Here is a 24,937-nt window from a genome sequence, read left to right as displayed (position 1 = left end):
TTACTTCCCTTAGCAAAAACTTTGAGGCTAGGCCGACATGATATCGATAATAGATTTGTCAGTATACGGCATACCAAGTCTAACCATAGAGCCTACGTTTCTTATAGTTTGTTCGACTTCATCGCCTACTATACCTTGATTCTTCACACTGTGGTTACCCATCGCCATCAAATATGAGCGCACCGCCGTAGTTGAAGAAGTGCAGACTTTCATCGCACATGAGGATTTTGCGCCATCGCACACCATGCCCGAACTATCACTGATAACGTTTTGAATCGCATAGCATGATTGCTCAAACGTGCCACCCGCTAGGTACACCAACGCCATGGATGCAGCCGCACTGGTTACCGTGTTACCGCAGAAAGCTGACAGAGGTGGATAGTAAGACTTGATGTATATCGCGCCTAGGTGACTCATGATCAGAGCTCGTGCTAAGTGCTCTTCATCACTTTGGAAAGCTTCCGCTGCGATAACTACAGGCACGGTAGCCGCAATGCCTTGGTTACCACTGCCAAAGTTACTCATAGCTGGTAAGGTTGCACCGCCCATGCGCGCATCTGATGCAGCAGACGTCATCATTTGGATTCTGCTCATCAGATCATTGCCAAGCAAACCCTGTTCGATATTGCCTTTTAACGTGCGGCCGATTTCTAAGCCGTAACCTCGGTCGATACCCTCTTGCGCTAAGGAAGAGTTGAGTTCCGCCGCTTGCAGAATGAATTTGATGTCATCAAATGGCGCTTGAAGGGCAAAGTCGTAAATCTGCTTGATAGAGATATTAACCCCTTCACATACTGATCCTGTCGCGACTCGCTGCTGCAAAGGGGCATCGAACGTCACCACTCCATTGCGAGTGATCTGGATAATATTAGTGTGTCCACCACTGATGGTCACCGAGACGGTGTCTTCTCCAGCGCTCATGGTGACACTGCAAAAGATAAATTCTTGTGTATCAATGCGAGCAACACTGACTCGCTCTTCATCAATAAGTTGCTGGGCAGCAGTCACATCGTCTTGATTAATTTTAGCGAGTACTTCCAGTTCTGCGTTTGGGTCTCCCGCTAATGCGCCAACTGACGCCGCGATCTTAAGGCCAATTTTCCCAGTGCCGGGAACGTAAACCCCCATCGAGTTTTTAAATAAGTTATCTGAGACACGTACTTCAATCATGTCCGGGGTTTGGCATCCAAGCTCACGCTTTGCAACTGCTGCCGCATATGCAGCAGCAATGGGTTCTGTACATCCGAGGGCAGGTTTTACAACTTGCTTAATGATTTGGATATATTGGTTCCATTGCTGATTCATGCTTCTTCTCCGTATTACTTTTTACTAGCAATCGCTTCAACTTCAATCAAAACACCTAGCGGAAGATCTTTCACCGCAAAGCAGCTTCGTGCTGGGCAATCTTTTTGGAAAAACTCTGCATACACTTTGTTGAATTCAGCAAAGTCGCTGATGTTTGCCAAATAACACGTCGTTTTTAGAACCGTATCTAAGCTACCATTACCAGCTTCAAGCACATGTTTTAAGTTTGTTAGAGATTGATGACTTTGAGCAGTAATCCCTCCCTCTACTACTTTACCTGTCGCGCTATCAACTGGGAGCTGGCCAGAAGTAAAAATCAAATCCCCGTAAGTGGTACCGTGTGAATACGGGCCAATTGCAGCAGGAGCGTGCTCTGAAGCGATCAATTCTTTCATGTTAATCCTCACATAGTTTTTAGTTTTAGTCGTAAAACTCAGCTTTCGCTTTCGTTTCAAAGCTATTCTTTCAACTATATGTGAGCAAAACAACCACTACAGATCACACAAATCGATCTAAATTCAGATTTTATTGAGTAATTTTGCCGAGATCTCAAATTTATCTGAATTTTCCACAAAAAAATTGTTGTTAATCTTTTTCTCAAATAGATTTGAGAAAAATTCATACTAACAAAGAGAAAACGACAATGAGCGTTACTGTACCTACACAAACTCTTCCAATAACTAAAGAACCACCTCACGTTAAAGCCGGTATGACAGCCACAGAATGGAAAGCGGCGACTAAGTTTGATAGCACTGACTGGGGCTGGGTAATCATGAGTATCGGCATGGCAATCGGTGCTGGTATTGTTTTTCTTCCAGTAAAAGTGGGCGTACTTGGTATATGGGTATTTCTTGCCTCTGCGGTGATTGGTTATCCAGCGATGTACTTGTTCCAACGCCTATTTATTAACACGCTTTCCACTTCTCCGAAGTGTCAAGACTATGCGGGCGTTATCTCCGGCTACCTTGGCAATAAATGGGGCGCCTTGTTAGGCGTGCTCTACTTCATCATGTTGGTGATTTGGGTATTCGTATACTCGACGGCAATCAATAATGACTCAGCCTCTTTCCTACACAGCTTTGGTATCACTGAGGGGCTGTTGTCGGAAAACCCGTTGTATGGTCTAGCATTGGTTTGCGCTTTAGTAGCAATCGCATCTCGTGGGGAAAAGATCTTATTTAAAGTCAGTACGGGCTTAGTGCTAATTAAGCTCTGTACCGTTGCCCTGTTGGGTTTCATGATGGTAGAAAAATGGGATTTAGCTAATGTCGGTACCGTACCAACGGCTGGTGCTGGCCTAAAAGATGCGATTGAACTGCTGCCATTCACCCTTACTTCTATCTTGTTTATTCAAAGCTTGAGTCCGATGGTGATCTCTTACCGTTCAAAAGAGAAGTCTATTGAAGTTGCCCGTTTTAAAGCGATGCGCGCCATGAATATCGCTTTTGGCATTTTGTTTGTGACTGTGTTTTTCTACGCGATTTCTTTCACGTTGGCGATGTCTCATGAACAAGCAGTCCGTGCCGCAAACGAGAACATCTCTGCGCTTGCGATGGTTGCTCAAGGCATGGACGGCACTACTTTGAAGCTTCTTAGCTTGATGCTAAACATCTTCTCGGTGATGACGGCATTCTTCGGTGTGTACTTAGGTTTCCGCGACTCTTGCCAAGGCCTTGCGATGTTGGCATTGAAAAAAGTGATGCCTGAAGAGCAAATCAACAAAGATCTCGTGACGAAAGGCATCATTCTATTCGCGATTTTGATGGCGTGGGGCGCTATCGTACTCAACCTACCGGTTCTGAGCTTCACTTCGGTTTGTAGTCCTATCTTTGGTTTGATTGGCTGTTTGATTCCTGCTTACTTGGTGTATCAAGTGCCTTCTCTACATAAATACAAAGGCGCTTCACTATACCTAATCATCGCGACGGGCATCTTGTTGTGTATCTCACCATTTATTGCTTTTAGCTAACGCTTCCTCTCGCCTCGGTTATCAAACTCTATAACGATAGCCGAGGTTTTCCTTTCAACTCATCCACCTACCCTCTCCTTACTCATTTCGTTTCATGTATGAGACAGAAACGCTCATATCTGGCATTTTGGTTAATTTCCGTGCTTCAACTCACACTTTTCTGACAATTCTCGACTATGTTCAGCGGGTAATCTAAATCCGCAATAGGAAACAATATGAATAAATACATGGCAGAGGTTTTTGGTACTTTTTGGTTAGTGCTTGGTGGTTGTGGTAGTGCAGTGTTAGCGGCTGGCTTCCCTGATGTCGGCATTGGCCTGTTGGGTGTTTCTTTGGCGTTCGGTCTTACCGTACTTACAATGGCATTTGCTATTGGCCATATCTCAGGTTGTCACCTAAACCCAGCAGTAACTATCGGTCTATGGGCCGGTGGTCGTTTTGAGACTAAAGACGTAGTGCCTTACATCATCGCGCAAGTGATTGGTGGTGTTATTGCGGGTGGCGTACTTTACGTAATCGCAACCGGTCAAGCGGGCTTTGACGTGGTTGGTTCTGGCTTTGCTGCGAACGGTTACGGCGCGCATTCTCCAGGCCAATATTCAATGGTTGCAGCTTTAGTGACTGAAGTTGTGATGACGATGATGTTCCTAATCGTGATCATGGGTGCAACAGACAAACGTGCACCGCAAGGCTTCGCACCTATCGCTATCGGCCTATGTTTGACACTGATTCACCTAATCAGCATTCCTGTGACAAACACATCGGTTAACCCAGCGCGTAGTACTGGTGTTGCGGTATTTGTTGGCGACTGGGCGGTTTCTCAGCTTTGGCTATTCTGGGTAGCACCAATCGTTGGTGGTATCCTAGGTGCACTTATCTACAAGAACCTTCTAGGTACAGAATCAAACGATTAATCGATTCTCGAACCCAAAGATCAAAAAAGCCGCTGAATTCAGCGGCTTTTTTATTAAATCTTGTGTCGACCCAGAAGGGAGTGTGACAAGGTTGTCCCGTCCACGAGCTCAAGCTCGCCACCCACTGGTACACCGTGTGCAATGCGACTTGCTTCCACTTGGTGTTCTTTACAAAGTTCTGCGATGTAATGAGCCGTCGCTTCACCTTCTACCGTTGGGTTGGTAGCAAGAATCACCTCAGAGATATCTCCGCGGCGCAGACGGTAATCCAATACATCTAGACCAATATCACTTGGACCAATTCCGTCCAGCGGTGATAAATGTCCCATCAGTACAAAGTATCGACCCGAGTATTGACCCGTTGCTTCAACTGCTGCGATGTCTGCCGGACTTTCTACCACACAAATCTGACCATTTTCTTGGCGTTTTGGGTTAGTACAAATATGACAAACTTCTTCTTCAGTGAAAGTACGACACTCGGTGCAATGGCCAATTTCTGTCATTGCTTGGCTCAGCGCATCTGCCAGTTGCAGACCGCCTTTTCTATCACGCTGTAACAAATGAAAGGCCATACGCTGCGCCGACTTGGGGCCAACCCCAGGTAGACAACGTAAGGCCTCCATCAATTGTTCCAGCATATGACTGGTACGCATTGAAAATCCGCTTAGTTAGAATTCAGCAGATTAGAATGGCATTTTCATGCCTGGTGGTAGTTGCATACCGCCAGTTACTGAAGCCATTTTCTCTTTTTGAGTTTCTTCAACACGACGTGCTGCATCGTTGAATGCTGCAGCGATAAGATCTTCTAGCATTTCTTTGTCGTCTTCCATCAGACTTTCATCGATTTCTACACGACGCACACTGTGACTACCAGTGATTGTAACTTTAACTAGACCAGCACCAGACTCGCCAGTTACTTCCATATTCGCGATTTCTTCTTGAAGCTTTTGCATGCGATCTTGCATTTGCTGGGCTTGCTTCATTAGGTTGCCCATACCGCCTTTACCAAACATGTTTATCTCTCTGGTTTAATTAGGTGTTGCATCTGTTAATGGGGCTGCAACTTTGTGTTTTCAACCCCATTCCGTTCATTTTTTAGATAGGACGTACACTATCTTTATCAAGCTCTGCTGCGAAACGGCGCTCGATGAATTGTACGTGCGGATCGTTTTCTAAACTGTTCAGCGCTTGCTGTAATTTCTCTTGGTAGAGTCTATCTCTCAACTCTAGCGGCGTCTCACCACTTTCGCTAACATCAATACTCAAATGACACTCTTCACCCAACACATGGTTCAGTGCACTGTGCAGCTCACTTTGCGCTTTGTCGGTGTTCAAGTGTGCCTGACTGCCTCTTAATTGTAGCGAAACTGTCGAGCCTTCTTTGTTGAAATGCGAGTTTAATGCAAGTTGTTCAACCAACTTAGGCGTATCCATCTTGCTAATCAGGTTTGCCCACTCGCTTTTATCTAGAGATTCATCAACCAATTTTTGCGCCATTTCTGGCGTCTTTTCGTGCTCTAGCGCTTGCTTGAGCTGCGTAGGTGTCAATTGCGTATTGGCTTTCTTTTCAACCGGTTTGGTTGGTCGCCAACGATACGCTTCATCCTCTGGAGCTTGTTTTTCAGCTTGAGGAGCAGACTTAGGCGACACCTGCGCGGAATTGCCATGCAATTGCGCTAGACGGTCAATAACCGATTCTTTCTGTGCAGATGTCGCGTTAGACTTTTTTGGGCCACCACTTTGCGTTGATGCTTGTTGCTGCCCCTGACGCTGTGAACGTAATTGGTGACGTAGGCCGCTCAAATTACCACGAGCAGGTGCCGGAGCACTTTCTTGTGGCTGAGCTTGTTGAGGAGCTTGCTGCGTTGGCGCAGGGTTCTCACTCATCGGCGGAGCCATATCGTATTGTGGTGCCATATCGTAGCCACCCTGATACTCAGGTTGGTACTGCGGCGCTTCATTCATCGAAGCCGGAGATTGTATCGCCGGCTGACTCATCGACTGAGCAGGCGCTTGATGTCGCGCTGACGGCGTTGGTCGGCTTTGCATGTGCTGTGCAGGCGCCTGAGCCACTGGAGCTTGTTGCTGCGATGGTCGTTGTGGCGATGACTGCGGAGCCGCTTGCGATGATGGGCTCACGCTTGATGTCGGTGCGACTTGAGGCTGTGATGAAGTAGAAATCACGTTCGCGCTATTATTTGCTGACGGACGGAATGCCATCATGCGCAATACGATCATTTCCATGCCAACGCGACCATTTGGTGACAACGTCAGATCTTCACGACCTTTTAAAGCAATTTGGTAGTAAAGCTGAACATCTTGTGGTGTGAGAGCTTTACTCAATAATTCGATTTTTTCGGCATCAGGTTGCGCCTGATCCAAGGTCGATGGCAGAGCTTGGTACATCGCGACACGGTGAAGCTGCGACGCCAATTGTTGTAGCAATCCATCCCACTCGACACCGTTTGATGCAAGTTGCTGGATTTTGTCCATCGCCTGTTGCGGCTGCTTACTGCTGATCGATTCCAGCAAGTGAATCGCTTGGTCTGTATCAATCGTTCCAAGCATGTGACTCACGATATCGGTTTGAATCGTACCGTTGCCTAGAGCGATAGCTTGGTCAGTTAAGCTCAGTGCATCACGCATACTGCCATCTGCAGCGTGCGAGATCATGCCAAGTGCTCTTGCTTCTGCAGAGACTTGTTCTTTTTCCAGAATATGGTCAAGTTGCTGATGAATATCATCAACACTGATTGGCTTAAGATGGAACTGCAAACAGCGTGACAGAATCGTCACCGGCAGTTTTTGTGGATCCGTCGTAGCCAACAAGAACTTCACATACTCAGGCGGCTCTTCCAGCGTTTTTAACAGCGCATTGAAAGAGTGACGCGAAAGCATGTGTACCTCATCGATGAGGTACACTTTAAAACGTCCGCGAGCGGGCTTGTATTGAACGTTGTCTAACAGTTCACGAGTGTCTTCAACTTTAGTACGAGAAGCTGCGTCGATCTCCAGTAGGTCAACAAAGCGACCTTCATCAATCTCACGACAAGTATCACACTCACCACAAGGGTTAGCAGTAATACCAGTTTCACAGTTCAGGCCCTTAGCAAACAGTCGGCCAATCGACGTTTTACCAACGCCTCGCGTGCCGCTAAATAGGTACGCATGGTGTAAGCGATTTTGCGCTAACGCGTTCTCCAAAGCAGTTAAGACATGGCTCTGCCCGACTACTTGATCAAACTTATTAGGACGCCATTTTCGCGCTAAAGCTAAATAACTCATTGAATGTATTAGTGTCCTTCAAACTCGCAAATGCTGTATACGTTCAGACCTAGACCTTCTAGGCGCTTATCACCACCGATTTCTGGTAGGTTGATAACGAATGCAGCGTGCTCTAATTCACCACCTAGTTGGCGGATCAGTTTTGTTGTTGCTTCAATTGTGCCGCCAGTTGCTAGCAGATCATCAACAACCAATACTTTATCGCCTTCTACGATTGCATCAGTATGAATTTCTAGCGTATCAACGCCGTACTCAAGCTCGTAAGATTGAGCGACTGTTGGACGAGGAAGTTTGCCTGGCTTACGCACAGGAACAAAACCTACACCCAGTTCTAGTGCTAGAGGTGCGCCAAAAAGGAAACCACGCGCTTCTGTACCGACAACTTTCGTGAAGCCCATGTCTTTGTAACGCTCAACCAAAAGGTTAATCGTTGCTTGGTACGCTTTTGCGTCTTCAAGAAGGCTAGTCACGTCGCGGAAAAGAATGCCTGGCTTTGGGTAGTCTTGGATGCTTTTGATGCTAGATTTGATCAGTGAAATTGTTTCTGTAGTCATAATACCGATTTACTTAGATTGGCTCATCGCCCTCTGTTCTTATCGCAGTATATATGAGGGCAACAAACAATAGGTTTTCATCCCTATGAGCTCATTTTCTTAAAAAGTCACAGGCGCTGAAAATACAAACGCCCACTCGAAGAGCGGGCACACTATTCTCTACAATCTTAGTGATTTTCTTCTCGGTCAGCAACCAACTCAGTCACAGGTAGACGCATAAACCAACTCAGTAAAACGATTAGCATCACTAAAAGCGCAATTTTTACCCAAATGATAGGGGCGACAAGAATGGATACGGTAAAGCTCAGCACAATAAATACCGCTCCACGTTGTTTTACTTTACGGGTAACGGCTCTGTGCTTATGCCAATTATCGAGCATTGGACCAAACGTTTTGTGTTCGTGTAACCAACGATGAAACGCAGGGCTTCCACGCATAAAACACGCGCTTGCCAATAAGATAAAGGGAGTGGTGGGTAATAAAGGAAGAACGATACCGGCGATGCCAAGTATCATGCAGAGTCCACCAGCAATATTGAAAAAGTAACGCTTAATACGAATGGTGGACTCCAGTAAACAATCGCTCGATTAAAAACCTGCGTAACCGTTCATTACGCGAAGCCAGGTTAGCGTTGCAGGTAGAGTTGGGATCAAAAGGACTGCAATGAAACCTAGAAAGTAAAAAATATTATAAGGCTCTTTAAAATCTTTGTCTGCCATGATGCTTCTTCTCACTTGTTGACTTTGCTTCTCCCAACCATGCGTCGTTAAAATATCGTTGCACAAATGGGTCATTATTGTTTTAAGCGCTGACTATACCTTAAACATCAAACGCTAAACACCAACAAAAAGTAAGGTTATAAAGGGAAACAACGAGGGAGATACGGAATGAAAAAGTAAATTACCACCTTCTAAAGAAGGTGGCTTTGTGTGAGCCCCCTAAAAGGGGGCCTTTGTTTAATCCAACGCCAACTGGTGCTGCTCTACTCGCTCTTGCTTCTCTTGATGTCTTACATATCGGCGTATGATTTCTTCATTGATTCCAACACTATCGACAAAATAGCCTCTTTGCCAAAAGTGATTACCCCAAAGCCTGTTCTTCCTAAGATGAGGGAACTTACTAAATAGCTTTAAGGCTATTTTGCCTTTCAATACCCCCATCAACTTGGATATCGATAGCTTTGGTGGAATCTTTACTACTAAATGCACGTGGTCAACTTGTATGTTTAACTCTACTACTTCACATCCAAGTTGATTACAGTAAACATAAATACATCGATAAACTTCTTTACCTATATTGTTCTTCAAGATCCTAAATCGATACTTTGGAGTCCACACTATATGGTATTGACATCGCCAAAATACGTGGGAAGCTTGATTGTATCTACTCATGTTATTTGTCCTCTTTGACTTCTGGAAAAATCAAAGACGCATTTAGCATGAGTAGTTTTACAGGCAAAGCCGAAACGGATGATAACCACCTACTGAAGTAGGTGGTTTAGGGCTGAAAACAAAAAAAGCAGCATCGATATGCTGCTTTCATTTAGATGATTTATGTTTACATCAAGCGGTTCAAACGAACGATGTTTAAGCTAAAGCTTGATGTTCCTAAACAGCCAATAGACAGTTGACCACTCGTCGTAATCGGGAGCTCACGAGTGATGAAGTTTTTCATACTGCCATCACCAAGACGGTTCCCCGCCGCTATATGTTGATTCGTATGACCATCAGACCATTGGCTATCAAGACCCGCTGGTAAAATTGAAACAGTCGATGACGCCAAATCCGCAACACCAAACACGGCATTTACTGCTCCAGCGCAATCCGAGCATTGAATGCCCTTCTCAATAATCTCGACCATATCTTTCAGATCGGCACTAAAGCTTTTCAGGTTGCGTAAGTAGTCATCAAACAGAGCACGCACGAGTAAGGTTGTCGCTACCCCATCCTCTTCCAGTGATGCTGAATCTACGAGGTAAAACGCAAACTGACCGTTCATCAACCACCGATAATCAAACACCAACGGCATAACATCCGTAGATTGCAATAATCGGTAAGAGCACTTCCAGTCGCCTTGCGATGCATCTTTCTCCGGAAGCAGTGCATGGAGCAAATCACGTGCAGCATTCGGGTTTTGCTGTAAATACTCTAAGTGCCAATGGAGCTCTTGCTCATCAGGCATTTCTCCGCCGTCATCAACTCTAAACCACTGGCTGGAGAAATCCCTATGGTCAGAATAATGGCAGTCTGCTTCCTCAAGCGTGTTATCGATCGCTTGAGACAAATGTTTATAATTTCCAATTGGTTTTGGTAAGAAGTCTTTAATGCCAAAACGCAGCGCTTTCGCTACATCAGACATCTCGTCGGTGCCCGATACCACGATCAATGGCATAGATGGATACTCTAGGCTTACCTCTTCTACAAACTCGATTCCGTCTAGGACGGGCATTGATAAGTCACATAAGACAAGATCAGGCTGGCACTCCCTCAGCTGCTGAAGCGCCTCTAGGCCATTTTCAGCTTCTACTACCTTGAAACCCTGACTTTCCAAATAGGCACTAGTTACTCTACGAAATATAGGGTCATCGTCCACCAACATGATGAGCTTGTGATTGACCACTTCCTGCGCCGAGACCATTGCCGTTTGACTGTGAGTCTTAAACATACCTTTACACCTCACAAAGCTCAGTCAAAAAACAAATTCTAAGTTATTATTGTTGTTGTATTCACATCTTACGAAACGTTGTGCAGCAAGACGTCAGGCCCTTTCACCTTGTTATAAACCGTAGCCTGAAATTGACGTTTATACAAATATTCCATTGTTTATCAGTATTTACTAAGAGCCTCCTGCTGTGTTCAAATGACGCAACATGTTGACTTAAAGCAAACTTTGATCACAAAGTTAATTATAAATTAGCCATAAACGGTAGTTTAATGTGTCTGGAAATATGAAATTAGATGATCTAAACCTATTTCGATTGGTTGTCGAAAATGGGAGCTATACCGCAACTTCGCGAAAAACCATGATTCCGGTGGCAACCATCACCCGACGCATTCAAGCGCTTGAAGACTCTGTCAATCTTCGATTGCTGAACCGTCATGCGCGTAAACTTTCTCTGACTGAAGCCGGAGAACGTTTTTACCATGAATGCTCACCTTTGCTGCAACGCCTAACCTCGACAGCAGAGGAAATTACGGATGATTGCCGTGGTGCATCGGGCAAGATCAAGATCTCTGCGCCGTACAACTTGACGAAGCGCATGATGATGCCGATGTTCAATTCGTTCATGAAACAGTACCCAGATATCAACATCGAACTGACAACGGAAAGCAACGCCGATCAACTTGATCCTACAGAGTGGGACGTGATCTTCCGTGTTGGTCCGCAACGTGATTCCAGCCTGATTGCACGTAAAATCGGTGAAGTGAAAGACATTCTGGTCGCGAGTCCTGATTACCTGAGCGCAAACCCTGCTCCAAATCACGCTGAAGAGCTTTCTAACCACTCTTTGCTAAAAGGTTCACCACTTATCAAGTGGACGCTGATTAACAGCAAGGGCGAGTCTGTGGTGAACGTAGAGCGTGGTCGTTTTCAAGCAAACGCACTGAACGTGGTTCGTAGCTCTTGTTCGGAAGGTCTTGGCATTACATTGATGCCTGATGTAATGATCAAAGAGTACATCGAAAGTGGCGATCTCGTGCGCATATTGCCAGATTGGAGCGCAAACCCGCGTGACATTTACATGCTTTACAACCACAAAGATCACCTACCAGAAAAAGTTCGACTATTCATCGACTTCGTGATCGCCTACAACATTCATTAATGTTGAGCACAGATACAAAAAACCAGAGCCGAAGCTCTGGTTTTTTTATGTCTTTAGCAGCGCGATTTAAGCACCTTCGTTGTGCAGTTCTAGGTTTGCTAAATCTTGCTGAATCTCGAGTTGCGTTTTCGCATCGTCGTTGCGCAAGCCATCAAGGAAATCTAGATATTGCTGATCGATATCACCGGTCACGTATTCACCGTTAAATACAGAGGTATCGAATTGCGTGATGTCTTGATTACCAAGACCAACCGCTTCAACTAAGTCATCCAAACGCTGATAAATCAGTGCATCTGCGCCAATTTGCTTACAGATGGTTTCGTTATCACGACCGTGTGCAATCAGCTCTGTTGCGCTTGGCATATCGATACCGTAAACGTTCGGGAAGCGCACTTCAGGAGCAGCTGAAACCATAAACACTTTGTTCGCACCGGAATCACGAGCCATCTCAATGATCTGCTCTGAAGTTGTGCCACGAACAATAGAATCATCGACAAGCAGTACGTTCTTATCTTTGAACTCAGAACGAATAGCATTCAGTTTACGACGAACTGATTTCTTACGTTGCTGTTGACCCGGCATGATAAAGGTACGGCCGACGTAACGGTTTTTCACGAAACCTTGGCGGTATGGTTTATCAATCGCTTGTGCAATTTGCAGCGCAATATCACATGATGTTTCAGGAATTGGGATAACCACGTCGATATCAAGATCTGCGTAATCTTCGCGGATACGGTCACCCAGCTTTTTACCCATTTCAACACGAGCGCTGTAAACCGAGATCTTATCAATGAATGAGTCTGGACGAGCAAAGTAAACGAATTCAAAGATACATGGGTTCAGTTTTGGATTGTCGCCACATTGCTTGGTAAACAACTCGCCTTCAAACGTTGCGTAAATCGCCTCACCTGGTGCGACATCACGAACAAAGTCAAAACCAACCGCATCCAGTGCTACAGATTCTGAAGCCACCATGTACTCTGTTCTGCCTTCGACTTCACGCTTACCTAAACATAAAGGGCGAATACCGTGTGGGTCACGGAAAGCAATCATGCCATGACCGATGATCATCGCTGCGACAGCATAAGCGCCGCGGATTGTGCGGTGTACATTCGTTACAGCGCGGAAAACGTCATCCGCCGTTACGTTACCTTTTACCGTATCGATCTCATGTGCAAGTACGTTTAGAAGTACTTCTGAGTCTGAAGTGGTGTTGATATGGCGGCGATCTTTTTCAAACAGCTTCTGACGAACTTCATGAGCGTTAGTCAGGTTACCATTGTGGGCAAGTGTAATACCGAAAGGAGAGTTTACGTAGAAAGGTTGAGCTTCAGAGGCACTTGAACTGCCAGCGGTTGGGTAACGAACGTGACCGATACCAACCTCACCTTGTAAGCGTTGCATGTGTCTTGCTTCGAACACATCCTTCACTAAACCGTTCGCCTTACGCAGACGAAAACGATTGCTTTCTATGGTACAAATACCAGCGGCATCTTGGCCACGATGCTGTAACACCGTTAACGCGTCATAAATAGACTGGTTTACAGGCGTTGTGCCCACGATTCCAACAATACCACACATGTCCTAATCCTCGATTTGCGACAGTAGCTGGCACTACTAGATAGTGCCAGACAGAAAACTTGATGTTGCTTGTAAGTGCTCGAAGAATGGCTCAATCACAAGTTTGAACTCAGGGACCAACTGTGACTCTTTCCACCAATCCGAGCTTGGGAATGCAGTAAACGCATCCATAAAAAACAGCACCGCAGAAACAATCAGCACTCCACGTAAGCCACCAAACACCATACCGAGAATTCGATCGGTACCTGATAGCCCTGTTTTTTGTACCAGTTGACCAATGACGTAATTCACCACTGCACCAACCACTAAGGTTGCGACGAATAACGCCGCAATTGCGGCTCCGTTTCGAAACATTTCATCTTCGATGTTGGTGAAGTACACCGCCAATTTGGCGTAGTAGTTGCTGGAGATAAAAAATGCTCCAAACCAAATCACCAAAGACAAAGCTTCTTTAGCAAAGCCGCGAACTAAACTGATCAGAGCTGAAAATCCGATCACACCTAAAATGACAAAATCTAACCAATTCATGTTTTCTTCATCTTAAGTTGGCGCGCATTTTAACAGAAAAAATGCTGACGCAAACGTTTTCTTATGGATTTAATGGCTTAAATTTAAGCAATTGACCTTTTGAGCCTGTAATTTTTTGTAATTCCTTGACCTGTCGTTCAAGTTTACTTTTTGATACATCAGGACCAACAATCACTCGAGTAAAAGCTGTCTCTTTTTTTACATGAGCTTGGTAACCACGCTTCTGTAAATCCTCTACTAATGCAACAGCATTCTCATGATTTTTCAGTGCCATCAACTGAATGATCCAAGCAGAATCTTCATATTGATTTTTTTCTTCAACTGGACGAACCGCAACTTCCACCTGTTCAGGTTGTTTTGTTTCTTCTGGTTGGGTAACTGGCTCTGGTTCTGGCTCCGAAACGGCAACTTGAGGCTCTTCAGATTCATCTACCGTTGCCGTAACCGGAGATTCAGGCAAAGAGACATCATCTTCTACAGGCTCTAATATTTCGAAGTTCTCCACATCGCTATCAAGTTCAGGTTTGATAGGAATACTGGCAAACTCTTCTTTGTAGTGCAGTTTCTTACCATCTAGCACGTCTGGAAGTACGATGACCCCCACCGCCACTAGAATGATGGTGCCGACTAAACGACTTTGGAATTTACTTGCCATCAAATTACCTTTGATTACTCATTATTTGATTGCCAATGCTCCAACACTTCGCCCACTGTATGGAATGAACCAACCACCAAAATAACATCGGCTTGAGCGGCGTGTTTCTGCGCACTCTCAAACGCTTCGACTGGGGTTTGGAACTGAACTTGACCTTGAGGTAAGTATTGGCACAGTTCATCTGCTGTCGCCGCGCGTGGGCCAGTTAGCGATGCTGGGTACCATTGTGTTGCAATTGGAGTTAATGCTTCGATTGTTGCCTTGATGTCTTTATCGTGCAGCATCGCGACCACAACGTGGATATTCTTATCCGCGTATTGGCGTTTCACCTTCTCAACTAAGTATTCAGCTGAGTGAGGGTTGTGCGCGACATCAAGAACGATTTCTGGGCCCGTTTGCAGAACCTGCATTCGGCCAGCTAGACGAGCATTATTCAAGCCATTAACGATATTAATGTCAGTGATTTGCAATTCTGAAGCGCCAAGTGCCATTAAAGCTGTTGCCGCATTAGGTAGCGGTAGCAATGGAACTGGTAGGTCTTCTAATGCAAATGCACCACTGGTCCACTTCCAGCCTTTCTCAGTCAATTGGTAATCAAACTGGATGCCAACTTGGAAGAACTCAGCTTGAATGTCATCAGCGTGCGCAGCAACGGTTGCTGGCGGCGTTGGTTGGCCACAAATCGCAGGTTTACCAGTACGGTAGATGCCTGCTTTCTCAAAGCCAATAACATTGATGTCATCACCAAGCCAATCAACATGGTCAATGGCCAAGCTGGTAATAACAGAGACATCATGATCCACAACGTTTGTCGCATCTAAACGACCGCCGAGGCCAACTTCTAGCAGAACTACGTCGACTTTCTCAACTTGGAAAATACGAAGTGCGGCTAACGTACCGAATTCAAACAAGCTTAGACTAATATCGCCGCGTTGCTGCTCAACGTAATCAAACGCCTCACAGTGTTTGCTGTCCTCTGCATCCACGCCATTGATGCGCACACGTTCGTTGTAACGAATTAGGTGTGGAGAGCTGTATACACCCACTGAGTAGCCTGCATCTAACAGAATGGCTTCCATCAATGCACACGTCGATCCCTTGCCATTGGTGCCGGCAACAGTAATCACAGTAGGAGCAGGTTTAGTGAGGTTGGCTTTTTGCGCTACCGCTTGAACACGGTCTAAGCCAAGGTCGATAGCTGAAGTGTGGAGATTTGTTAAATAATCAAGCCACATCGTTAGAGAGGATGTGGCTTGAGGAATCGAGTTTTGGGTCATCTAACTTTAACCATTAATTTCTTTGGTTTTTATGTTAGCTGATACTTTACCCTTTTTCGTCCGCTTCTGGTACAGAATATGGTTCTTCATTTGGAGATTCGTTAACCGAAACCACCATAGGAGACTTGTGGTTAGTTAGCTTAGCCACTAGACCACCCACACGCTGACGCATTTCACGACGGTCAACGATCATGTCAATCGCACCGTGCTCAAGAAGGAACTCACTACGTTGGAAGCCTTCAGGAAGGTCTTCACGTACTGTCTGTTCGATTACACGACGACCTGCAAAGCCGATAAGTGCTTTAGGTTCACCAATGTTGATGTCACCTAGCATTGCCAAACTCGCTGATACACCACCCATTGTTGGGTCAGTCAGTACAGAGATGAATGGTAGGCCTTTGTCAGAAAGACGTTCAAGTGCTGCACTGGTTTTCGCCATTTGCATTAGAGACATCAGTGCCTCTTGCATACGCGCACCGCCACTTGCAGAGAAACAAACAAGCGCACAGTTGTTTTCAATTGCTGCTTCTACCGCTTTAACAAAGCGTGCACCAACAACAGAACCCATTGAACCGCCCATGAAAGAGAATTCGAACGCACACGCCACTAGTGGCATGCCCAGCAATTCACCTTGCATTACGATCAGTGCATCTTTCTCGCCGCTACTCTTTTGCGCTGCAGAGATACGCTCTTTGTAGCGTTTAGAATCTTTAAACTTCAGTTTATCTTGTGGCTCAAGCTCAGTGCCAAGCTCTACGCGTTCACCTTCATCTAGGAAAGTTTCTAGACGACGACGCGCTTTCATGCGCATGTGGTGATTACACTTAGGACAAACTTCTAGGTTGCGCTCAAGCTCAGCATGGTACAGAACCTGCTCACAAGAAGTACATTTGGTCCACACACCTTCAGGAATAGAGGCTTTACGTGAACTTACTAGGTTGCTTTTCTCTAAAATCTTTTCAAGCCAACTCATGGAAGACCTTTTCTCTCAACTCTTCCGCTTCATTGCGAAAGATATAAATTCGGGAATATTGCGGATGGATTAAAACATATCTTGCCGCGACTGTAGATAAAAAACTGGTTGTACCTATTTTTGATATCATTAATAACGCACAGTTTCTGCACGTATCCAGTCTAAAGTACCGATATTTTGAAACAAAATCGCAAATTTAGTTCAAATTATCTGGCAAAAACAGCGGACCGATCGGAACTTGTGGTAATCCAAACTCTTCAGGGTAGTCCACGTCCACTAAATACAGACCTTCAGCTTTCGCCGTTGCACCTGCTAATTTGCGGTCTTTTGCTTCAAGTAGCCACTTAATCCATTCTGGTTTTTCTTCGCCACGACCTACTTTGATCAGGCTACCAGTAATGTTACGCACCATATGATGAACAAAAGCATTCGCTTTAATATCAATCACGATGTAGTCACCATGACGAGTCACATTAAGGTGCATCAAGTTACGGAATGGGCTCAACGACTGGCAATGCGCCGCGCGGAATGAACTAAAGTCGTTCTCGCCTAAAAGGTACTGACCTGCTTCATGCATTTTCTTCTCGTCTAGCTCACCGTGATAGTGGCTAACGCCAGAATTTAAAATACCAGGACGCAATGCGTGGTTGAAGATGATGTAGCGGTAACGACGTGCGGTTGCTGAGAATCGAGCATGGAAATCATCGTTCACTTCCACTGCCCAACGGACAGCAATATCACTTGGCATGTTTGCGTTTGCGCCCATGGTCCAAGCCACCATTTTACGACTCACGTTGGTGTCAAAGTGAACGACCTGACCAGTGCCATGTACGCCAGCATCGGTACGACCTGCACACTGTACTTCGACAGGATGGTTCGCGACCACAGACAATGCTTTCTCTAGCTCTTCTTGGACACTTTTCACGTCTCTTTGGCGTTGCCAACCAAAGTAGTTTGTACCGTTGTATTCGATACCTAATGCGATTCTCATTTTAACCTTCGAACTCTAAAATGGGGCGGGAAGTATATACGTAAGTCCTTCCAGATACAAAAAAGGGCAGCGTTTGCTACCCCTTTTTACTTATCGACCGTTAATCGTGTCGATGAGAGTTTTAGCCTCTCGGCGAATATCGTCCTCACCGTAGACGATCGCTTCCTCTAACAGTTTAATCGCGCCTTGAGGATCGTTCATTTCAAGGTAGATTTTTGCTAGGTCTAGCTTACCTGCGGCTTCAGCATTGGTATCTACGTCAACATCACCAATATCGCCAATCACATCCGGGAACTCATTCAAACCCACATCGAGTTTGAGCTCCTGCTCTTCAAACTCACCACCGTCTTTGTCTACCTGAGCCATCAACTCATCAATGGTCATGAATTGATTTTTCTTCGGATCAAAATCGGTTAGGTCGTCTTGCTCACCCCAGTTTTCTTGCGCGATCTCAGGCTGTGCAAGTGCTTCTGATGAACTCCACACTTCACGCTGGTCTTCTGGAACCTCTGCCGTTGATGAGGTGTTTTCTGGCGACAGCTTAAAGCCATCCCAATCGTCACCAACATCCAGCATGGTTTCAAAGTCCATACCTGCACTTGCAATGGTGTCGCTGTCTAACTTGCCATCAAATACTTCAGATTCAGCGTTTTCAGACAACAAGTTCGCCATCGCAGACTCTTCAAAGTCATTTAATTCCGACTCTAGGTCATTGCTCGGCTCAGGCTCTAAATCGGCACTGAAAGCGTCTGGTTGCGCGAAGACTTCAAACAGAGCGTCATGGTCATTCTCTGCTTGTTGTACAGCTTGAGAGACTTCTGAGTGCTCTTTAACAACCTCAGGTTCAACAGTGTCAGAATCAGAACTTGCTACCTCTTCTGTCACTGATGCCAAAGCATCTTCTTCATTGAACTCTGGTAGTTCGAAGTCATCAAAGTTGAACTCTTCTTCTGCTTCCGCGACTGGCGCTTGAGGCTCAGCGATTTCAGATTCCGCTAGCGCTGGCTCTTCAGCAATCGAAGCCAATGCGTCTTCTTCGTTGAACTCTGGAAGTTCTAACTCATCGAAGTTGAACTCTTCTTCTGCTTCCGCAACCGGCGCTTGAGGCTCAGCGATTTGAGATTCCGCTAGCGCAGGCTCATCGGCCATCGAAGCCAATGCATCTTCTTCGTTGAACTCTGGAAGTTCTAACTCATCGAAGTTGAATTCTTCTTCTGCTTGCGCAACTGGTGCTTCAGGCTCAGCGATTTCAGATTCCGCTAGCGCAGGCTCTTCTGCCATTGAAGCCAATGCGTCTTCTTCGTTGAACTCCGGAAGCTCTAACTCATCGAAGTTGAACTCTTCTTCTGCTTCCGCAACTGGCGTTTCAGACTCAGCGATTTCAGGTTCCGCTAACGCAGGCTCTTCGGCCATCGAAGCCAATGCGTCTTCTTCGTTGAACTCCGGAAGCTCTAGCTCATCAAAGTTGAACTCTTCTTCTTGCGCAACTGGTGCTTCAGGCTCAGAGATTTCAGATTCCGCTAACGCTGGCTCATCGGCCATTGAAGCCAGTGCATCCTCTTCGTTGAACTCAGGAAGCTCTAACTCATCGAAGTTTAACTCTTCTTCTGCTTCCGCAACTGGCGCTTGAGGCTCAGCGATTTCAGATTCCGCTAGCGCAGGCTCTTTGGCCATTGACGCCAGTGCATCCTCTTCGTTGAACTCTGGAAGTTCTAACTCGTCGAAGCTGAACTCCTCTTCATCAATAGCCGATTCAGTCGAGCTTGCCGCTACGGGTTCTTGTTCAATTTTGTTTTCAGGTTCTATCTCATCAACCAGCCAATCTTCCTCTTGAGGAATTCCAAATTCGTTTTCAACCGTATTTGGTGTTGGCGTGAACGCTGGAGCCGGCTCAGTTTCCGGTTCTACCATCGTTTCTTCTTGTGGCTGAGACGCTTCCGTTAAGCTTTCTGCTTGAGGATCTAACGCTTCAGAAACTTCAGCTGAATGCTCTTCAACTGTCTTTTCTGCTAGTTCGTTATCTTCAACCAATGGTTCAGCCGGAGCTTCTGATTGCTGCTCCGCATTCTCACTTGCTACTGGCTCTTCACCAATTAAAGCATCAAGTTCTGCTGCAAAGTCTGAACGCTCTTGCTCACTTGGTAGCAACGCTTCGTTGTTACTTTCGAATAGCTCATCAAGCTCCGTCATTAACGGATCATGCTCTGGGGAAACGTCCTCAAGGTCGCCTAAGAAATCTTGGCTATCAAAATCATCAATTGATTCTGGTTGCTCTTGTTCAATCGGCTCACTTGGAAGTTCTGCCTGAGTTTGGTTATCAACTTCAGGTTGGTTCTCACTCAGCAGAGCATCAATATCCAAACCAGAATCGAGACCAAGCGCTGCTTTTTCCTCTTCCAGATCGGCAGCAGGCTCAACATCTGTCATTGGCTGAGGTTTTTGAGCACTCTCTTCAGCTTCTGGCTCTAGATCATCAAAGCCTAACGAAGCAAGGAGATCGTCGTCACTAAGCTTGTTTTCTGCTTGCTCTAACTCGTCATCTTCACGAATCAGTTCATCAAATGGATCGATTTCACTGCTTGTTTCGTCCTGCTCTTCTACGCTCTCGTCGCTAAGCAGTTCGTCCAGCAGATCAACACTGTTTTCATCAATGTCTTCTAGAGAATCGTCACCATCGAAGCCCGACAGCTTTTCTAGCTCATCAAGCGGGTCAAAGTCATCATCGGAGGAGTCTTCATCATCAAAACCAATGAGCTCATCAAGTAAATCTGTGCTGTCTTCATCGATGGTAGGCTCTTCGCTTAAACCTGCGATGTCTTCCAACTCTTCAAGTGGATCAAGTTCGTTAAGCGGTTCGCCATCGTCTTCACCGATCAACTCATCAAGTAACGCTGATGCTTCTTCTTCACTTGAATCGCTTTCAGATAAACCAGATAACGTTTCTAGCTCATCAAACAAATCATCATCAGTGTCTTTTGGCGTTGGCTGTTCGTACTGTGCAAGCAACTTGTCGATGTCGTCATCTGTCGCTTCACCTGCAGAGAATGCGGTTTCTGATACCGTTGGCTTATCATCTTCAACGTCTAAGTTGAGATCGTCACCATCAAGGTCAGCAAATAGATCATCGAGCATCGCTTGATCAAGCGCATTACTTTGTAACTCTTCCGCAGGATCATCTGCAGCGAGCAACTCAGCAAAGGCGTCGTCAGACATTGCATCAGAGCCGTCTTCGTCAGAAAGATCGAAGCCTGCATCATCATCGTCATCGAGCACTTCAAGCTCAGGCGTCACCTCATCGAGTGCGCGCTCCATCTCTTCAAGACCAAGGGCTTTTTCTTCGCCATTGACTTTGATGCCATTACTAGAAGAGTCAAACTCATCGAAACCAACATCCAGCTCGCCATCATCGCCAATACCCGCGAATGGGTCTTCGCCATCGTCGCCTTCTAGATTGAAGTCGAGGTCATCGTCATCGAGGTTACCGAAAACGTCCTCTTCTTCAGGCTGTTGTTCTTCTTGTTCGAATAGGTTTTCTGTTTCGTCGTCATCGCCGAACAGGTCATCATCTAGGCTTAGCTCTTCATCTAATTCATCAGCAGCAGCTAAACCGATTGGCGCCGCAAGAGGATCAACGTTTTGCTGTTCTTGTGCAGCCGCTTCTTCCTCTTTCGCTTTAGAGCGTCGACCAAGCAGCATGACGACTAGCAACGCAATCAGAGCACCAGGAATTAACGCAGCAAGACCAACAAGCCAACCATTCGACAAAATTTTGTCCATGGTGCTTGGTTGCATGCGTTGTTGTTCAGCGACACGTTGGCGCTCTTCTGCCAGCAGTTTTTCTACTTCCGAGCGAATGCGTTCTTCATCGTTGAGCGAGGTTTTTAGCGTTTCGACTTCACTCTGTACTTCAGAAAGCATTAAACGCAGGCGATGGTTCTTCTCTTCTAAAGATTCCAACTCACTTTGCGAACCTTGCAGCTTGTCTTTTAACGCACTGACTTGCTTTTCACCCTCAGGTGATGTGCTCACTGCAGGTACTGGAGTGGTTGGTTCTACCGCTTTAATTGGCTCCGGTTTCGGCGTTTCAGGCTTAACTGGCTCTGGTTTAGGCTCTGGCTTTGGCGCTTCAACCACAGGCTTCGGCGGCTCAACTTTCGGTTTCGCAGGCTGAGCAGGCGTTGGTTTTGGCTGAGTAAGGCGAGCTTCATGCGCTTTCATGATCGCAATCGCTTGTGCCGTTGTCGCACTTTGCACTTGCTCTAGAGAAGGCACACGCAAGCGACTTCCTGGAATAAGCTCGTGGATATTTTGCTTATCAAACGCTTGAGGGTTTATGCGATAAATGGCGAGTAGCGTTTGTTGTACGGAAACATTTCGAGAAGGTCGTAATTCAGAAGCAATCGACCAGAGAGTCTCGTTTTGACCAGTCGGACCGAAGAAACGCGACGGTTGGTCATTTTCAGGTGGAGCAGGTAACGCTCGTTCAATCTCCTCAGCGTAGCTCGGAGATGCTTGCACTTCACCAGAGGGTCCTACAAGACGAATACCTTCGGCTTGAACCACTGATGATGTCTGAGTCGCGCTCATCAGCACAAGGGCTGCTAACAAACGCTTATAATTTTGACGCATAGAAGGCTCAGTTAGGTGCTAGTAACAATTTGAAATGGTGATCGGTTAAATATATCGGATAAAGCACGCAAAACTATAGCGTTGAGGGTAAAAAATGTGTGGCTCTCACCATATTCGTACTAATCTCACACAATTTTACGCCGTTCGAACAAAAAAGCCTCGCATAGTGCGAGGCTTAAAGGTTCTTAGCGAGGTCGACTTAGTAGTAGTCGCGGATCAGAACTTCTGCGATTTGAACCGCGTTAGTTGCTGCGCCTTTACGAACATTATCTGCAACAACCCATAGGTTTACGCCGCTGTGATGGCTGATATCGTTACGGATACGACCTACCATTACGTGGTCTTTACCGCCCGCATCGCGAACTTGTGTTGGAAAGTCTTCGCCGTGGAATACTTCGATACCGTCAGTTTGCTCAAGCAAGTTAACGACTTCTTGTGCATCGATTGGTGAGCGCGTTTCAACGTGAAGTGCTTCTGCGTGGCCGTAGAATACTGGCACGCGCACACAAGTTGGGTTTACGGTGATTGATGGGTCGTTAAAGATCTTTTGCGTTTCCCACACCATTTTCATTTCTTCTTTGGTGTAGCCGTTTTCCATCATCTGATCGATTTGTGGAATACAGTTAAATGCGATCTGTTGAGAGAATTGCTTCTTGTCTGCTGGCAGACCGTTTAGCAACTTCGCTGTTTGACCTGCTAGCTCATCAATACCCGCCTTACCTGCACCAGAAACCGATTGGTACGTTGATACGTTAATACGCTCAATACCCACTGCATCGTGAATAGGCTTTAGTGCCACCAGCATTTGAATGGTTGAACAGTTCGGGTTCGCAATGATGTTACGGTTACGGAACTCTGCAATCGCTTCTGGGTTTACTTCAGGCACAACAAGAGGAATATCGTACTCGTAACGGAAGTGTGATGTGTTGTCGATAACAATCACGCCTTCATCTGCTGCGATTGGAGCCCATTTTGCTGACAGTTCACCACCAGCAGAGAACAGAGCGATGTGCGCTTGTGACCAATCAAACTCTTCCACGTTTTGTACGCGAATTGTTTTACCATTGAAACGGTAAGTCTTGCCTTCACTGCGTTCACTTGCCAACAGGAAGATTTCGCCTACTGGGAATTTGCGCTCTTGAAGCACTTCCAAAATTGTTTCACCGACCGCACCGGTCGCACCTAATACGGCAACATTGTATTGCTGGCTCATTGACTTACCTCAACCTGAAAACCTAGTTCTGCTAATGGTGCAAGATTGCTTGTTTCGTTACCCACTAGCGTGACAGCGCTGTACTCGCGGCGATCCCAGTAGTTTTTACGCATCAGGTCAAAAGAGCCTGGCTTACTGATTTCGCGGCGGAAAAGAGCGTCATCTTTACGCACATCATAGATTAACTGCGTGATGTTGTGCAGCGTTGCTTCATCCCATGCTCTGTCCAATACCATAGTCGGGACAGGCGCGGTCGGCAGTAAATCGCTGGCATGCGCACGTAATTCGTTATTTAAGAACTCACAGTAGCTGTTGAAAATCATCGTCGTACCGCGAGCTTTCCCTTCCAGACCATAGCCTGCAACGTGAGGGGTTGCGAATGCTAGCAGAGGCAGAAGCTCCATATCAACCTCTGGTTCAAATTCAAATACGTCGAGTGCCGCTGTAAAGCCGTCGTTTTTCAGTAAACGTTGCTTCAGTGCTTGGTTGTCGACAACTGGACCGCGTGCCGCATTGATAAGAATTTGATCGCTACGAAGACCATTTAACACCTTCTCATCAATCAAATGATGGGTTGGGTGTGGGCCATCTTTAGTGATAGGTGTGTGAAGCGTGATGATGTCAGAACGTTCGATGAGCTCTGCTAACGGAGTGAAACTGCGAGAATCGCCCTCTTCTTGCTTAAATGGGTCATTGATGAGCACCTTGATATCCATGCCTTTCAAACATTTCTCAAGGTAACTGCCCACTTGGCCCGCACCGATGATGCCAACGGTTTTATCGAAAACAGAGAAGCCTTGCTGTTGTGCTAGCACCATCATGACGCTGAACGCATACTCAGCAACACCAACTTTGTTACATCCTGGTGCAGCGGTGAAGAAAATGCCTTTCTCTTTTAAAAGTGCTTGGTCAACATGATCCATGCCCGCCGTCGCCGTACCAACGAACTTCAACTTGTTTGCTTTGCTGATCAGTTCTGCGTTTACTTTGGTAACTGAGCGAATCATTAGCGCATCTACATCCACTAAATCATCGGCTGTCAGTGTACGACCGGGTTTTAGAATCACTTCACCGAGTTGGCTGAATAGCTCTTCAGCGTACGGCATATTTTCATCAACAATAATTTTCATAGCGCCAGCGTTTAACATCCATTTGTATGAGTTCGTTTATTCGCAAGATGCGAAGCTAAAGCGATTGTGCCCTTTTCTTGAAAAATCTCAACAACTAGAGCGAGCAAAAA

At 46.0% G+C, this 24,937-nt stretch carries 22 protein-coding genes; 3 read left to right on the top strand and 19 right to left on the bottom strand.

Annotated elements, in window-relative coordinates; genetic code table 11:
- Positions 1 to 27 precede the first annotated feature (27 nt).
- Positions 28 to 1,305, bottom strand: a complete 1,278-nt coding sequence (locus KJB05_RS05370; RefSeq protein WP_208444956.1) for an L-serine ammonia-lyase, iron-sulfur-dependent, subunit alpha — start codon at positions 1,303 to 1,305, stop codon at positions 28 to 30.
- 14 nt (positions 1,306 to 1,319) lie between these two features.
- The gene (locus KJB05_RS05365; protein WP_005432926.1) at positions 1,320 to 1,700 is read right to left on the bottom strand and encodes a RidA family protein; all 381 of its coding nucleotides are present in this window, start codon (positions 1,698 to 1,700) and stop codon (positions 1,320 to 1,322) included.
- Positions 1,701 to 2,014: 314 nt separating this feature from the next.
- Between KJB05_RS05365 and KJB05_RS05360 the strand changes: the two genes are divergently transcribed.
- Both KJB05_RS05360 and aqpZ read left to right on the top strand, forming a co-directional pair.
- Positions 2,015 to 3,274 (top strand): amino acid permease, encoded by a 1,260-nt coding sequence (locus tag KJB05_RS05360; protein ID WP_033006068.1) that lies wholly within the window; start codon positions 2,015 to 2,017, stop codon positions 3,272 to 3,274.
- 215 nt (positions 3,275 to 3,489) lie between these two features.
- Positions 3,490 to 4,188 (top strand): aquaporin Z, encoded by a 699-nt coding sequence (gene aqpZ / locus KJB05_RS05355; RefSeq protein ID WP_009707332.1) that lies wholly within the window; start codon positions 3,490 to 3,492, stop codon positions 4,186 to 4,188.
- 53 nt (positions 4,189 to 4,241) lie between these two features.
- On the opposite strand, the gene recR is transcribed toward aqpZ, so the two are convergent.
- From recR to KJB05_RS05320, 8 genes are all read right to left on the bottom strand, one after another.
- Positions 4,242 to 4,841, bottom strand: coding sequence for a recombination mediator RecR (gene recR / locus KJB05_RS05350; RefSeq protein ID WP_005432989.1), 600 nt, complete (start codon positions 4,839 to 4,841; stop codon positions 4,242 to 4,244).
- Between the two features lie 30 nt (positions 4,842 to 4,871).
- Positions 4,872 to 5,201 carry a YbaB/EbfC family nucleoid-associated protein gene (locus tag KJB05_RS05345; RefSeq protein WP_005432961.1) on the bottom strand — a complete coding sequence of 110 codons (330 nt, stop codon included), beginning with the start codon at positions 5,199 to 5,201 and terminating at the stop codon, positions 4,872 to 4,874.
- Positions 5,202 to 5,283: 82 nt separating this feature from the next.
- Positions 5,284 to 7,473, bottom strand: a complete 2,190-nt coding sequence (dnaX, locus tag KJB05_RS05340) for a DNA polymerase III subunit gamma/tau (protein ID WP_208444957.1) — start codon at positions 7,471 to 7,473, stop codon at positions 5,284 to 5,286.
- 8 nt (positions 7,474 to 7,481) lie between these two features.
- On the bottom strand, positions 7,482 to 8,027 hold the full coding sequence (gene apt, locus KJB05_RS05335) for an adenine phosphoribosyltransferase (RefSeq protein ID WP_005452085.1): 546 nt from the start codon (positions 8,025 to 8,027) through the stop codon (positions 7,482 to 7,484).
- 167 nt (positions 8,028 to 8,194) lie between these two features.
- Complete coding sequence (locus KJB05_RS05330; RefSeq protein WP_033006063.1) at positions 8,195 to 8,599, bottom strand: YbaN family protein; 405 nt, start codon at positions 8,597 to 8,599, stop codon at positions 8,195 to 8,197.
- Positions 8,600 to 8,614: 15 nt separating this feature from the next.
- Positions 8,615 to 8,746 (bottom strand): hypothetical protein, encoded by a 132-nt coding sequence (locus tag KJB05_RS28855; RefSeq protein ID WP_005380608.1) that lies wholly within the window; start codon positions 8,744 to 8,746, stop codon positions 8,615 to 8,617.
- Positions 8,747 to 8,983: 237 nt separating this feature from the next.
- On the bottom strand, positions 8,984 to 9,418 hold the full coding sequence (gene tnpA, locus KJB05_RS05325) for an IS200/IS605 family transposase (RefSeq protein ID WP_033007908.1): 435 nt from the start codon (positions 9,416 to 9,418) through the stop codon (positions 8,984 to 8,986).
- A gap of 166 nt (positions 9,419 to 9,584) precedes the next feature.
- On the bottom strand, positions 9,585 to 10,691 hold the full coding sequence (locus tag KJB05_RS05320; protein WP_038896106.1) for a response regulator: 1,107 nt from the start codon (positions 10,689 to 10,691) through the stop codon (positions 9,585 to 9,587).
- Between the two features lie 283 nt (positions 10,692 to 10,974).
- Between KJB05_RS05320 and KJB05_RS05315 the strand changes: the two genes are divergently transcribed.
- Entirely contained in the window at positions 10,975 to 11,850 is an 876-nt protein-coding gene (locus KJB05_RS05315; protein WP_005439791.1) for a LysR family transcriptional regulator, read from the top strand.
- A gap of 66 nt (positions 11,851 to 11,916) precedes the next feature.
- Here the strand turns inward: KJB05_RS05315 and purF are convergent, their stop codons facing one another.
- From purF to KJB05_RS05270, 9 genes are all read right to left on the bottom strand, one after another.
- Positions 11,917 to 13,431: an amidophosphoribosyltransferase gene (gene purF / locus KJB05_RS05310; protein WP_005439792.1), complete on the bottom strand. Its 1,515-nt coding sequence runs from the start codon at positions 13,429 to 13,431 to the stop codon at positions 11,917 to 11,919.
- A gap of 36 nt (positions 13,432 to 13,467) precedes the next feature.
- Positions 13,468 to 13,959, bottom strand: a complete 492-nt coding sequence (locus KJB05_RS05305; protein ID WP_009707339.1) for a CvpA family protein — start codon at positions 13,957 to 13,959, stop codon at positions 13,468 to 13,470.
- Between the two features lie 61 nt (positions 13,960 to 14,020).
- Positions 14,021 to 14,614 (bottom strand): SPOR domain-containing protein, encoded by a 594-nt coding sequence (locus tag KJB05_RS05300; RefSeq protein ID WP_009707340.1) that lies wholly within the window; start codon positions 14,612 to 14,614, stop codon positions 14,021 to 14,023.
- A 14-nt stretch (positions 14,615 to 14,628) separates the two neighbouring features.
- Entirely contained in the window at positions 14,629 to 15,891 is a 1,263-nt protein-coding gene (folC, locus tag KJB05_RS05295) for a bifunctional tetrahydrofolate synthase/dihydrofolate synthase (protein ID WP_208445907.1), read from the bottom strand.
- 46 nt (positions 15,892 to 15,937) lie between these two features.
- On the bottom strand, positions 15,938 to 16,864 hold the full coding sequence (gene accD, locus KJB05_RS05290; RefSeq protein WP_005439795.1) for an acetyl-CoA carboxylase, carboxyltransferase subunit beta: 927 nt from the start codon (positions 16,862 to 16,864) through the stop codon (positions 15,938 to 15,940).
- A gap of 196 nt (positions 16,865 to 17,060) precedes the next feature.
- Positions 17,061 to 17,855: a tRNA pseudouridine(38-40) synthase TruA gene (gene truA / locus KJB05_RS05285; protein WP_005439796.1), complete on the bottom strand. Its 795-nt coding sequence runs from the start codon at positions 17,853 to 17,855 to the stop codon at positions 17,061 to 17,063.
- A 90-nt stretch (positions 17,856 to 17,945) separates the two neighbouring features.
- On the bottom strand, positions 17,946 to 22,484 hold the full coding sequence (locus KJB05_RS05280) for a FimV/HubP family polar landmark protein (protein WP_213053104.1): 4,539 nt from the start codon (positions 22,482 to 22,484) through the stop codon (positions 17,946 to 17,948).
- 199 nt (positions 22,485 to 22,683) lie between these two features.
- Complete coding sequence (locus KJB05_RS05275; protein ID WP_005433088.1) at positions 22,684 to 23,697, bottom strand: aspartate-semialdehyde dehydrogenase; 1,014 nt, start codon at positions 23,695 to 23,697, stop codon at positions 22,684 to 22,686.
- Positions 23,694 to 24,827, bottom strand: a complete 1,134-nt coding sequence (locus KJB05_RS05270) for a 4-phosphoerythronate dehydrogenase (RefSeq protein ID WP_208445905.1) — start codon at positions 24,825 to 24,827, stop codon at positions 23,694 to 23,696. The genes KJB05_RS05275 and KJB05_RS05270 overlap by 4 nt, the downstream gene beginning before the upstream one ends.
- Between the last annotated feature and the right edge of the window lie 110 nt (positions 24,828 to 24,937).

This window comes from Vibrio sp. B1ASS3 (genome assembly GCF_905175355.1).
GTDB classification, from domain to species: Bacteria; Pseudomonadota; Gammaproteobacteria; order Enterobacterales; family Vibrionaceae; genus Vibrio; species Vibrio owensii.
The sequence above is the reverse complement of the archived record's forward strand: the minus strand, read 5'-3'. Positions and strand labels throughout refer to the sequence as shown.